Raw genomic sequence first — 11,210 nt, 5'->3', positions numbered from 1 at the left:
GGGCGCGGAATGAACCTGACCTTGAAGATCTGGCGCCAGAACGGCCCCGAGGACCGCGGTCGCATGGTGACCTACCAGGTGGAGGACGTGTCGCCGGACATGTCCTTCCTGGAGATGCTCGATGTACTCAACGAGCGGCTGACCCTGGCCGGCGAGGAGCCCGTCGCCTTCGACCACGACTGCCGTGAGGGCATCTGCGGCATGTGCGGCATGGTCATCAACGGCGTCGCGCACGGTGAGCAGCGCGCCACGACCACCTGCCAGCTCCACATGCGGCACTTCAAGGACGGCGACACCGTCACCATCGAGCCGTGGCGGGCCGCGCCGTTCCCGGTGATCAAGGACCTGGTGGTGGACAGGTCGGCGTTCGACCGGATCATCCAGGCCGGCGGCTTCATCTCCGTTCCGGCCGGTTCGGCGCCCGACGCCCACTCGATCCCGGTGCCCAAGAACGCGGCCGACGCGGCGTTCGACGCGGCCACCTGCATCGGCTGCGGCGCGTGCGTGGCCGCCTGCCCGAACGGCTCGGCCTCCCTGTTCACCGCCGCCAAGATCACCCACCTGGGTCTGCTGCCCCAGGGGCAGCCCGAGCGCGCCTCGCGGGCCAAGGCGATGGTCGAGCAGATGGACGCCGAGGGCTTCGGCGGCTGCACCAACACCGGCGAGTGCACGGCGGTCTGTCCCAAGGGCATTCCGCTCGACGCGATCGCCCAGATGAACACCGACTACCTGAGGGCGTCCAAGTGACCGGGCGGGAGTGCCCGGCCGGGTGACGCCGGTGACTCCCACCGGAGGCGTGTGCCGTACAGATCTACGGCGCACGCCTCTTTTCCGTCGGTGGTGTTCCTCCCGGCCCCGGCCGTCGTACCGGCCCTGCCGCCGCCGCCGAGATCCCGCCGGGCGGGTGACGAACGACGTGTCCGCTGGGGAGGGGGCGCGGAAGAACGAATAGCGGAAGAACAAATATCTGTTGACTCCTGACCTTTGCTGTGGGAATTCATTCCCATGAAACCTTCGACAGGTACGAAGCAGACGCCCGGCACCGTGATGCGCAGGCTGGGCACGGGGACGCTCGCGGTCGGCCTGGCGCTGTCCATGACGATGACCCCGGTCCCCGCCTCGGCGACGGCGGCGGTGGTGCCGGCGGCGACGGCGAGTGCGGCTCTCGCACCGATGAGCCTGGCGGCGATGGGCCGCCCGGCCTACTACACGTATTCTGGATACACCACCGCGCAGCATCGTAAGAAGGGCAAGCAGCTCGAGAAGAAGGGCTATCGTCCGATCTCCCTCAGTGCGACCGGCTCTCGTCTGTCGGCCGTGTGGGTCAAGACGGGTGGCCCCGCGTGGTGGTGCCTCGACGGTCTCACCGCGAAGACGTACGAGAAGCAGCTCAGGAGCCTGCGGAAGAAGGGCTACGCGCCCACGATCATCTCGGCCTCCGGGGGCGGGTACGGCGCGGTGTTCGCCGGTGTCTTCGAGAAGCGGAACATCGGCTGGCAGGCCCAGTGGGGCATGACGGCGGCGAAGTTCAAGAAGATCGACAAGCAGCAGTCGGCCAAGGGCCTCGCCCTGGTCTCGCTCTCCGCGCACGGCACGGCCTCCGACACCCGGTACGCCGCGATCTGGCACCAGTCGAGGGCGGGCCACGGCTGGGTCACCGGCTACACGTCCGCCAAGCTGGAGAAGATCATAAAGACGAACGAGAAGAAGGGGTACTTCCCCAGGCAGATCGTCGTCGCCCCCGACGGCACCTACAGCGCGGTCTTCCACCGGGCGGCCGGGCAGTGGTGGACCCGGTACGGCATGAGCCAGTCGCAGCTGAAGAACCGGCACGACTACTACGGCAAGCGGGGCTTCTACCCGATCGGCATCGACGGGGAGTACGTCCCGGGCCGGGGGAACCGCTACGCCGCGACCTGGTACAGGTACTGACCCGGTCGCGGGGCGCGGCCGGGGGCGGCGTAGGCGTCCCGGGGGATCCGGCGTGAGCCGAGGCGATCTACGGCTCACGCCGGCATCGACGCACGTGGCGGGGTGCCGCTCCTGCTGATCGTCGATCCCGAAGCCGAGCCCAAGATGATCAGTGTGCACACCGACCCGTCTGAGGACGGTTACCGGACCGTCACCCGGGTGAAGTCGGGCGAGAAACCGCACATTCCCGCGCCGGTCGACTTCATCCTCGACACCTCCGTCTTCCTCGACGCCTGACCGGAGGCCGCCCGGGGAACGCGGTCGGAGAGTTTTCCACAGAACGGCATTCGGGCCGGGGCGGGGGTACGGCGGCTGCGAATGTGGGCCTTCCGTTCCTGCCACAGGAAGGCATGCCATGGCCCCCCGAATCCCGCTGTCCGTCCCCGCTTCGGTGAGCGCCACACTGGTGGTGGCCGCGCCGGAACGATCCCTGTCTGTGGAGGAGACCGCCCGGCTGCGAGACGGCCTGCCGGACGGCGTCGACCTCCGGCTGACGGAGATCGACGCCCGCGATCCCGCCCTCGCCAGAACCGTCTCACGGCTGAGGTGCCCGCACTGCTCACCCGAGGTGGACCCGCTCGTGGGGGTGCTCCTGGAGCGCACGGACGCGCACCTGGCCGTCACATGCGCCGCAGCGTCCGGGTGGCCGCCGGTTCACCTCCGGGCCACCGCCGGGGCGGTCGACCAGATCATGGAGCTGACCGGCGGCGTGCTCCTCGACACCGGGCGGGCCGCCCTCCTGCCGCCGGACTGGCGGCCGAGAACGTCGACGTCGCCGCAGACTTTTCCGGTTGTGGACTGGGCCGGCGTCGACGTCTGCCTGGATGACGGTGGGCGCTATGGTCTGGAGACCACTGGGATGTCCCGGTTCGGGCTGCCCGATCTGCGGGTGGCCGGGCTTCAGGAGCACCACATACACGGATGGCTCCACCTGATGTACGGCCTCGCGGGCGTCCTGGTGCGAGGGGTTTTCAAGGGCGCCGGAGTGCGGCGGGACGGCGTTCACCTGGTGCCGGTGGAGATCTCCGTCTCGACGACGGACACGGCGATCGCCATGGCGGTGCCACTGGAAAGGCCACCGACAGGGCCACCGCGGCCACCCATGGCGCGACCGGCCGGTCCGGCCGCCTCCGGGACGCGTCGGAAGATCCCCGGGGGCCGGGCAAATGTGCGGCTGCGGCACGACGTGCCCGCCTGCCGCCTCATCGTGCTTCCCCCGGCGGATCTCTCCGGTAGTGAGACCCGCTGGCGTGACCGTACGGCCATGGCGATGTGCCAGGGCGACGACGCCCGCTGATGGGGTGAGCCGTAAATCTTGGGACTTACGGCCTGCGCTTCCTCAGCCCTGCTGGTCCAACCTGGCCGAGATCTCCGGGTAGAGCCGACGCGACAGGAAAAGCACCTGCGGCTCCAACTCGGGCACGTTCTTTGTCGCGACGTTATAGACGATCTTCCAGTCCACGCTGAAATATCCGTGCACGACGCCGTTACGCATCCCGGCTCTCCTAAAACGGATCTTTCCTGCGATCACACTCGGTGAAGTCAGCCCAGCCGGGTTCTGAGGGCGGCGCGCAGCGAGGCCGGGTCGACGCCGGAGTGGGTCATGATCCGCACGCCCAGGCCCTCTCCCTCCCGGAGCAGGCCGAGCAGGATGTGACCGTCCCGGATGTCCTTGTGCTTCATCGCGAGAGCCTCGCGCAGCGACAGTTCCAGGACCTTCTTGGCCCGGGAGGTGAAGGGGATGTGGCGTCCGCCGAGCAGCGCCCTGCGCCGGTCCCGGCCGGGCGGACGGTCGAGGGCGCCCGGGCCGAAGGCCGCCTCGACCTTCTCCCGTACGGCCGACAGGTCGATGCCGATCGTCTCCAGCGCGTCGGCGTCGAGGTCTCCGGTCGAGGTGCCCAGGAGACGCGTGATCGTGGTGATCGCGTGGCCGTGGTCGAGTCCGTGGTCGTTCAGCACCTGTGCCGACAGCATCTGCGGCCGCCGCAGCAGGCCGAGCAGCAGGTGCTCGGTGCCGATATGGGTGTGGCGGAGCCCCCGGGCCTCCTCCTGGGCGCCCTTGACCACCTGCCTGGCGTCCTCGGTGAACCGTTCGAACATCGCTACTCCTTCTCCCGTCTCAGCAGTCCTCGCCCGCCCGCGTACTTCTTGTGCACCGCCTGGCGTGAGACGCCGAGCAGCAGCGCGATGTCCTGCCAGGACCACCCCGCTTCGCGTGCGTTCTCCACCTGGAGCGCCTCCAGCCGCTCCACCAGCAGTCGCAGTGCCCGTACGGCACGCAGGCCGACCGCCGGGTCGCGGCTTCCGGCGTCCGTGGCCAATTTCGCCGTGTCGCTCATGATGTCAACCTACGTTGACACTGATCGAATGTCAACCTATGTTGACGCAGCCTCCGGTGAGCCCGGCTCCGGCGGGCGGCGAGAAAACCATTTGCCCGCTCACCTGCGATCTTGCGAGTCTGGAACGGTCATGCGCTCCCCAGTCGCCGGTGATCCCGGCATCCCGGATGTCCGCGGCCCCATCGGCTATCTCTGGTGGCTGGCGCGCGGTCAAGCACGTCTCCTCATCATCGGAATCGGCTTCGCCGTCGTGTGGTGGCTTGGTCAGGCCCTCGTTCCCGCGGCGCTCGGCCGGGCGATCGACGCGCTGATCGTCAAGGACGCCGGGTCGCTCGTCCGGTGGTCGGCGGCGGTGCTGGGCCTCGGTGTCGTACAGGCCGTGACCGGCGCGTTGCGGCATCGCATGGCCGTGTACAACTGGCTGTCGGCCGCCTATCGAACCGTGCGGGTCACCACTCGGCAGGCGACCCGGCTGGGTGCCACGCTCCCCAAACGCCTGTCCACCGGCGAGGTGGTCAGCGTCGGCAACTCCGACATCGAACACCTCGGCGGTTCGATGGAAATCCTGCTGCGAGGCAGTGGCGCGGTCGTGGCCATCACCGCGGTCACGGTGATCCTCATCGCCACCTCGCCGCCCCTCGGGGTCGTCGTGCTCGTCGGCGTGCCGTTGGCGACGGTGGCGGTGGGTCCGCTGCTGCGTCCGCTGCACAGACGGCAGAACCGACAGCGTGATCTCCAGGGCGAGCTGGCGACGCGGGCGGCGGACATCGTCGGGGGCCTGCGGGTGCTGCGCGGCATCGGCGGCGAGCAGGTGTTCGCGGCACGCTACCGGGAGGAGTCGCAGCGTGTACGGCGAGCGGGCGTCCGGGTCGCCTCGGTCGACTCGATGCTGGCGGGTGCCGAGATCCTGCTGCCGGGCCTGCTCATCGCCTGTGTGACCTGGCTGGCCGCGCGTTTCGCGCTGGACGGCAGGGTCAGCGTCGGTCAGCTCGTGGCCTTCTACGGATACGCGGTGTTCCTGATCGCCCCGATCAGGACGCTCACCGAGGCCGCCGACAAGATCACCAAAGGCCACGTGGCCGCACGCCGCGTGTGCCGCGTCCTGTCGATGGAGCCGGAGATCCAGGACGCCCCCGGGCTCCGGGAGACGCCCCGCGAGGACCCGCCCGCGCCGGACAGGCCGTCCGACGGCGTGCTGGTCGACGAGGAGTCCGGCGTCGCCGTACGGCCCGGCCGGCTCACCGCGCTGGCCGCGGCCGTGCCGGAGGACGCGATCGCGATCGTCGACCGGCTCGGCCGGTACGCGCCGGGCGAGGTGACACTCGGCGGGACGCCGCTCGCGGAGCTCCCGGTCGCGTTCGTGCGGCGGCACATCGTGGTGGCCGACAACGAGGCGAGGCTGTTCACCGGGCGGCTGCGCCACGAGCTGGACGTCAGGGGGACGGCCACCGACGAGGACGTACGGCGGGCGCTGTACGACGCGTGCGCCGAGGACATCGTCGCGGCCCTGCCCGATGGGCTGGACGCCGAGGTGGCGGAGGCCGGGCGGGAGTTCTCCGGAGGCCAGCGGCAGCGGCTGCGGCTCGCCCGTGCGCTGCTCGCCGATCCGGAGATCCTGATCCTGGTCGAGCCGACCAGCGCCGTCGACGCGCACACGGAGGCGCGCATCGCCGACCGGCTCGGCAAGGCCCGCGCGGGCCGTACGACGCTCGTCTGCACCACCAGCCCGCTCGTCCTCGACCGGGCCGACCACGTCCTGTTCGTCGAGGACGGCGAGGTGAGAGCGGAGGGCGGCCATCGGGAGCTGCTCGCCATCTCGTCCGGCTACCGATCCAGTGTGATCCGAGAGGAGAACTGAGCGTGGCACGGGAGATCCTGCCGGTCGCCGACCGGGCCCAGGTGCGTGCCTACGCACGGCGGCTCATGCTGCGGCATCCCCGCGAGCTCGTGCTGGCCCTCGGCCTGCACGCGCTCGCGGCGGTGACCGGGCTGGTGACGCCGCGGCTGCTGGGCGGACTGGTCCAGGACGTGGCCGACGGCGCCGGCGACGTCCGCGTGGACGTGGTCGCGCTCGCCATCGCGGGCTTCGTGCTGGCGCAGGCCGTGCTGATCAGGTTCGCGGTCCTCGCCTCGTCCAGGCTGGGTGAGAAGGTGCTGGCCGAGCTGCGTGAGGACTTCGTCGGCCAGGTGCTCGGCCTGCCGCTCTCGACCGTGGAGGGAGCGGGGTCGGGCGACCTGATCACCAGGACCTCACGGGACGTCGACGCCCTGTCCCGCACGGTGCGGCATGCCGTGCCCGAGACGCTGATAGCCGTGGTCACCGGCGTGTTCATCGTCGGCGCCGTCGTCCTGGTCGGCCCGATGATGGCTCTGCCCGCGCTGATCGCCGTGCCGCTGCTGTGGGGGGTGACCCGGTGGTACCTCAACCGCGCGAGGGACGGTTATCTGCGGGAGAACGCCGCGTACGCGGAGATGACGGAGGGACTGGCCGAAACCGTCGACGGCGCCCGCACGATCGAGGCTCTGGGGCTGCAGCGGCGCAGGCATGAGCGGGCCGACCGGGACATCGCCCGATCGCTCGCGGCGGAGCGTTACACCCTGGGCCTGCGCCTGGTCTGGTTCCCCGCGATCGAGATCGGCTATGTGATCCCGGTTGTGTCGACCCTGTTGATCGGCGGACTGTTCTACATCGAAGGCTGGGTCGATCTGGTGCAGGTGACCACCGCCACGCTGTACGTCCAGCAGCTCGTCGATCCGCTCGACCGGTTGCTGTCGTGGGTGGACGAGCTCCAGGTCGGCGGCGCATCGATGGCGCGGCTCCTGGGCGTGGCCGGTGTGCCGGAGGACCGGACGCCCGGGTCGGCCCGCCCCGACGGGAAGGATCTCACGGCCACCGATGTGCGGTACGCCTACCGGGAGGACCGCGATGTGCTGCACGGCGTCGACCTGGAGGTGCGCCGGGGTGAGCGCCTCGCGATGGTGGGTCCATCCGGGGCGGGCAAGTCCACGCTCGGCCGTCTACTCGCGGGCATTCACGCCCCGAGGACCGGGGTGGTGGCGGTCGGCGGCGTCCCGCTCGTGGAACTGCCGATCGACGAGCTCAGAGGTGAGGTCGCGCTGGTCACCCAGGAGCATCATGTGTTCCGCGGTTCCATCCGGGAGAACCTGCTGATCGCCAGGCCGGAGGCGGCCGAAGCCGACGTCTGGCGTGCCCTCACGGCCGTGGACGCCCGGGACTGGGTCGAGGCCCTCGACCGAGGACTCGACACCCTGGTCGGTTCGGGTGGACAGGTGGTCTCCCCGGCGCAGGCCCAGCAACTCGCGCTCGCCAGGCTGGTGCTGGCCGACCCGCACACGCTGGTCCTCGACGAGGCGACCTCGCTCATCGATCCTCGTGCCGCCCGGGACCTGGAGCGGTCGCTGGCCGCCGTGCTGGCGGGCCGTACGGTGATCGCCATCGCCCATCGGCTGTACACGGCGCATGACGCCGACCGCGTCGCGGTCGTGGAGGACGGCCGCATCACCGAGCTGGGCTCCCACGATGAACTGGTCGCGGCGGGCGGCCCGTACGCCGCCCTCTGGGAGAGCTGGCACGGCACGGCAAAGTACGGGTCGGGGGAGTTGGGCAAATCTGGGTATGTCCATCAGTGAAAGGAAAATTCGGTTCGTGGAGCGAGGTGTAAAGGTCCGCGACTGGTTAGCATTCAAGAATATGGATGACACCGGCATGCTGGAAGAAGCCTATGAACGGCTGCACCGGACAGGTCCCGAGTTCAGAGGCTGGCTGTCCAACCACGGACCGATGGCGGTCGAATCGATGGTGAGACGCGGGCACACGCGTGAGATCCACCGCTGGCTCGACACCTACATGGACCGGCTGGAGGAGCCGCCGAGCGGCACCTGGACGATCACCGATGACGATTGGCGCGAGGCGCTGGGCGACGCACGTCGTCTCGGCGACTGGCTGAGGTATTTCGAGACCGAGCTGAACCGGCGGCCATGGCGTGCCGTGCTGGAGACCTGGTGGCCGCGGCTGCTGCCGGGCATCGCGGCGGGGGCCACGCACGGAGTGATCCGTACCGGGCACGCCGTCCACGAGTTGCTGGGCCGCGAGGACGAGATGCGGCTGACCGAGCTCGGCCAGGCCCTCGGCTACTGGGCGGCGCGCTGGCAGGGGGTCGCCGGCACGGCGGCGCCCTCGGGAACGGCCGGCCCGGCGAGCGTCCTCGACACGATCCCGCGGGTGCCGGACCAGAGTCAGGGCATCAACCACCGGCTCGCACAACTGGCGGAAACCCCCGGATGGACGGAGTCGGTGGCCGGGCTCCGGCCGGCCGACGGCGCCGAACAGGCACGTGAACGGCTCATCGAGGTGGCGAACGCGGCCACGTTGCGCTATCTGACGCACGCGCACGGCGAGCCCGTCATGCTGATCCACTCCGCCACCGCGCCGACGGCCGTACTGCGTACGCTGCCCGCGCTGCCGACGACGCTCTGGGGGCCGAGCCTCGACGCCGCCTGGGCGGCGGCCGCCGCCGTCATCGCCGCGTACGGCCCCGCCGAGCCGGCCGCCGGGGAAGACCTGCCGGCCGTGCCCGAGCGGGAAGAGGCGTTCGACCGCGCCGTACGGCACGGCGATGCGCATGCGATCAAATTCGCCGACACTGCCCTCGACGTCTACGACCGCACCGGTGATGCCGACGCCCTCGCCGGCGTGATCCGCGCGGTCGACTTCATCGACCCCATGCCGATCTGACCTCATGCGCTCGGAATCACGGCGGAGGCCGCGCCCACGGTCGGCGTCATCGAGGGAAGGACAGCTCGTCGGCACCGCCGATACCGGGGAGAACCGCGTTCACCGGTGAATTGACATCGCTGCTTTTCCGATATGGATATTAGACATGGGCCGGTCGCTCTGCTTTGCTGCTCCTCATCGATTCGAGGGGGGTGAACAGGCATGCGGCGGTTCCGTGCTCGCCGATTTCCGTCGGCGACATCCGCGGCCCTGTTGGCGATCTTCATGTCGGCGGGTTGTGCCGCCGACGGGGCGGACGCCGTGTCCGACACCGTGCCGCATACCGTGCCGGTCGTGAGCCCGCGGACAGCGGCCGCCCGCCCGGCGGCGTCGTCGTACGGCGAGGCCGGGGCGCGGCGGGAGCTGCGGGCGCTGGAGGCGGTCTTCAAGGGACGCATCGGTGCGTACGCCGTCGACACGGCCACCGGAAAGACGGTCGCCCACCGGTCGGGGGAGCGTTTCCCGCTGCTGTCCACCTTCAAAGCGGTGGCCGCCGCCGCGGTGCTGCACAGGGCGCGCACCTCCGATCCGGGGCTGATGGACCGGGTGGTCCGCTGGAGCCGTGACGACCTCAGGCCGCACTCACCGATCACCGAGAAGCACGTGGGGGACGGGATGACCGTCGCCCGGCTGTGCGAGGCCGCGATCCGATACAGCGACAACACCGCGGGCAACATGCTGCTGAAGCAGATCGGCGGGCCGGCGGGCCTGACCCGGTACCTCCGTACGTTGAAGGACCCGATTTCCCGGCTGGACCGCTGGGAGAGCGAACTCAACGACTGGAACCCTACGGAGAAGCGGGACACCACCACCCCCGAGTCCATGGCGCGGAGCCTGCGCGCGATCACGGTCGGTGACGCGCTCGACGCCGAGGACCGGGACCGGCTGAACGGATGGCTGACGGCGAACACGACCGGCGATGCCCGCATCCGTGCCGGCCTGCCCGAGGACTGGACCATCGGCGACAAGACCGGCACCGGCGGCTCGTACGGCACCGCCAACGACATCGCCGTCGTCTGGCCGGCCGGGGCCGCAGCGCCGATCGTCATGGCGATCTACACCAACCGCCGGACGGCCGATGCCCCCGGTGAGGACAGGGTCGTCGCCGAGACCGCCGCCATCCTCGCGCGTGGTCTCGGCAAGATCTCCTAGGAATACGCGGCCACCACGGGCCGAGCAGGCGGTGTCCAGCCTCGTTGAATTCAGACTAGTTGAAGACTAGTCTGAATTCATGGAATCGGTGGGAGCCTACGAAGCCAAGACGTACCTGCCGCGACTGCTCGAGGAGGTCGCTGCGGGTAAGACGATCGTCATCACCAAACATGGAACTCCGGTCGCCCGACTGACCCCCGCGCAGGGCGAGGCTCCTCGTCCCGAAGATGTCATAAAGGCCCTCCGGCAGGCCCGTCACGGCGTTACCCTCGGTGACCTGTCCATCAGGGATCTCATAGAAGAAGGGCGGCGCTGAGTGCCTCTGGTGATCGACGCCTCGGTTGCTCTCGCCTGGTGCTTCGAGGACGAGGCGACACCGGAGACCGAGGCCGTTCTCGATCTGGTCGGGAAGGAGACCGCGGTCGTCCCGCCGATCTGGGAGCTCGAGATGGCCAACGTCCTGCTGGGCGCCGAGAAGCGCGGACGGTTGAGCGAATTCCAGACGGCGAGGTTCGTGTCACTGCTCGGCCAACTCCCGATCATGATCGATTCCGCGCCATCGGACATCAAATCGGTCATAGCGGCAGGACGCCGCCATGGCCTGACCTCGTACGACGCCACCTACATACTCCTCGCCGAGAGAGAAGGCCTGGAGTTGGCCACGCTCGATGCCGCACTGATCGCCGCCGCTGAGACCGCCGGCATCCCCCTGACGATCCAACGCGGTCAGGGGGAGCAGCAGGGCGCTGACCACCCGTGAGCCTTGCGATCTGTACGGCGCCTGGCGCGTTCAGCCGAACTCGCCGTCTTTGACGCCGAGGACGAAGGCTTCCCACTCGCTGGGCGTGAAGACCAGAGCAGGGCCGTCGGGATGAGCTGTTCAATCATGATCGCTGGCCCGCCCACCTCCCGGCGCAGCGCTGCCTCGTCCAGTACGGCATGCAGGTGGATGG

The 11,210-nt window shown here is 69.7% G+C and carries 14 protein-coding genes; 10 read left to right on the top strand and 4 right to left on the bottom strand.

The window, feature by feature from the left end; genetic code table 11:
* The first annotated feature begins 9 nt into the window (after nt 1-9).
* From ACQP1K_RS24030 to ACQP1K_RS24015, 4 genes are all read left to right on the top strand, one after another.
* The gene (locus tag ACQP1K_RS24030) at nt 10-747 is read left to right on the top strand and encodes a succinate dehydrogenase/fumarate reductase iron-sulfur subunit (protein WP_433501633.1); all 738 of its coding nucleotides are present in this window, start codon (nt 10-12) and stop codon (nt 745-747) included.
* A gap of 258 nt (nt 748-1,005) precedes the next feature.
* Nucleotides 1,006-1,932: a hypothetical protein gene (locus ACQP1K_RS24025; protein WP_433497952.1), complete on the top strand. Its 927-nt coding sequence runs from the start codon at nt 1,006-1,008 to the stop codon at nt 1,930-1,932.
* Nucleotides 1,933-2,034: 102 nt separating this feature from the next.
* A complete protein-coding gene (locus ACQP1K_RS24020) occupies nt 2,035-2,208 on the top strand; it encodes a hypothetical protein (RefSeq protein ID WP_433497951.1) in 174 nt (57 codons plus the stop codon).
* A 118-nt stretch (nt 2,209-2,326) separates the two neighbouring features.
* Nucleotides 2,327-3,268 (top strand): hypothetical protein, encoded by a 942-nt coding sequence (locus tag ACQP1K_RS24015; protein ID WP_433497950.1) that lies wholly within the window; start codon nt 2,327-2,329, stop codon nt 3,266-3,268.
* Nucleotides 3,269-3,310: 42 nt separating this feature from the next.
* Here ACQP1K_RS24015 and ACQP1K_RS24010 read toward each other — a convergent pair whose 3' ends face one another.
* Genes ACQP1K_RS24010 through ACQP1K_RS24000 form a run of 3 tightly spaced genes read right to left on the bottom strand, consistent with a single transcriptional unit; the run spans nt 3,311 to nt 4,310 of the window.
* The gene (locus ACQP1K_RS24010; RefSeq protein ID WP_433497949.1) at nt 3,311-3,466 is read right to left on the bottom strand and encodes a HepT-like ribonuclease domain-containing protein; all 156 of its coding nucleotides are present in this window, start codon (nt 3,464-3,466) and stop codon (nt 3,311-3,313) included.
* Nucleotides 3,467-3,513: 47 nt separating this feature from the next.
* The gene (locus tag ACQP1K_RS24005) at nt 3,514-4,071 is read right to left on the bottom strand and encodes a Clp protease N-terminal domain-containing protein (protein WP_433497948.1); all 558 of its coding nucleotides are present in this window, start codon (nt 4,069-4,071) and stop codon (nt 3,514-3,516) included.
* 2 nt (nt 4,072-4,073) lie between these two features.
* Nucleotides 4,074-4,310 carry a hypothetical protein gene (locus tag ACQP1K_RS24000; RefSeq protein WP_055480653.1) on the bottom strand — a complete coding sequence of 79 codons (237 nt, stop codon included), beginning with the start codon at nt 4,308-4,310 and terminating at the stop codon, nt 4,074-4,076.
* A gap of 130 nt (nt 4,311-4,440) precedes the next feature.
* On the opposite strand from ACQP1K_RS24000, the gene ACQP1K_RS23995 reads away from it, so the two are divergent.
* From ACQP1K_RS23995 to ACQP1K_RS23970, 6 genes are all read left to right on the top strand, one after another.
* On the top strand, nt 4,441-6,168 hold the full coding sequence (locus ACQP1K_RS23995) for an ABC transporter transmembrane domain-containing protein (RefSeq protein WP_433497947.1): 1,728 nt from the start codon (nt 4,441-4,443) through the stop codon (nt 6,166-6,168).
* A gap of 2 nt (nt 6,169-6,170) precedes the next feature.
* Nucleotides 6,171-7,961: an ABC transporter ATP-binding protein gene (locus ACQP1K_RS23990; protein ID WP_433497946.1), complete on the top strand. Its 1,791-nt coding sequence runs from the start codon at nt 6,171-6,173 to the stop codon at nt 7,959-7,961.
* Between the two features lie 61 nt (nt 7,962-8,022).
* Nucleotides 8,023-9,066 carry a questin oxidase family protein gene (locus ACQP1K_RS23985; protein ID WP_433497945.1) on the top strand — a complete coding sequence of 348 codons (1,044 nt, stop codon included), beginning with the start codon at nt 8,023-8,025 and terminating at the stop codon, nt 9,064-9,066.
* 333 nt (nt 9,067-9,399) lie between these two features.
* Complete coding sequence (bla, locus tag ACQP1K_RS23980; protein ID WP_433497944.1) at nt 9,400-10,257, top strand: class A beta-lactamase; 858 nt, start codon at nt 9,400-9,402, stop codon at nt 10,255-10,257.
* A gap of 79 nt (nt 10,258-10,336) precedes the next feature.
* Nucleotides 10,337-10,573, top strand: coding sequence for a type II toxin-antitoxin system Phd/YefM family antitoxin (locus tag ACQP1K_RS23975; RefSeq protein WP_433497943.1), 237 nt, complete (start codon nt 10,337-10,339; stop codon nt 10,571-10,573).
* Nucleotides 10,574-11,017 carry a type II toxin-antitoxin system VapC family toxin gene (locus tag ACQP1K_RS23970; protein WP_433497942.1) on the top strand — a complete coding sequence of 148 codons (444 nt, stop codon included), beginning with the start codon at nt 10,574-10,576 and terminating at the stop codon, nt 11,015-11,017.
* Between the two features lie 30 nt (nt 11,018-11,047).
* Here ACQP1K_RS23970 and ACQP1K_RS23965 read toward each other — a convergent pair whose 3' ends face one another.
* Nucleotides 11,048-11,113: a DUF397 domain-containing protein gene (locus ACQP1K_RS23965; protein WP_433501632.1), complete on the bottom strand. Its 66-nt coding sequence runs from the start codon at nt 11,111-11,113 to the stop codon at nt 11,048-11,050.
* Between the last annotated feature and the right edge of the window lie 97 nt (nt 11,114-11,210).

Source organism: Sphaerimonospora sp. CA-214678 (genome assembly GCF_050942215.1).
Taxonomy (GTDB): Bacteria; Actinomycetota; Actinomycetes; order Streptosporangiales; family Streptosporangiaceae; genus Sphaerimonospora.
The sequence above is the reverse complement of the archived record's forward strand: the minus strand, read 5'-3'. Positions and strand labels throughout refer to the sequence as shown.

Coding starts and splice junctions, on each gene's coding strand:
- ACQP1K_RS23995 (WP_433497947.1), top strand. CDS start 4,441: ATGCGCTCCCCAGTCGCCGGTGATCCCGGCATCCCGGATGTCCGCGGC.
- ACQP1K_RS24010 (WP_433497949.1), bottom strand. CDS start 3,466: ATGCGTAACGGCGTCGTGCACGGATATTTCAGCGTGGACTGGAAGATC.
- ACQP1K_RS23985 (WP_433497945.1), top strand. CDS start 8,023: ATGGATGACACCGGCATGCTGGAAGAAGCCTATGAACGGCTGCACCGG.
- ACQP1K_RS24030 (WP_433501633.1), top strand. CDS start 10: ATGAACCTGACCTTGAAGATCTGGCGCCAGAACGGCCCCGAGGACCGC.
- ACQP1K_RS24005 (WP_433497948.1), bottom strand. CDS start 4,071: ATGTTCGAACGGTTCACCGAGGACGCCAGGCAGGTGGTCAAGGGCGCC.
- ACQP1K_RS23975 (WP_433497943.1), top strand. CDS start 10,337: ATGGAATCGGTGGGAGCCTACGAAGCCAAGACGTACCTGCCGCGACTG.
- ACQP1K_RS24015 (WP_433497950.1), top strand. CDS start 2,327: ATGGCCCCCCGAATCCCGCTGTCCGTCCCCGCTTCGGTGAGCGCCACA.
- ACQP1K_RS24000 (WP_055480653.1), bottom strand. CDS start 4,310: ATGAGCGACACGGCGAAATTGGCCACGGACGCCGGAAGCCGCGACCCG.
- ACQP1K_RS24025 (WP_433497952.1), top strand. CDS start 1,006: ATGAAACCTTCGACAGGTACGAAGCAGACGCCCGGCACCGTGATGCGC.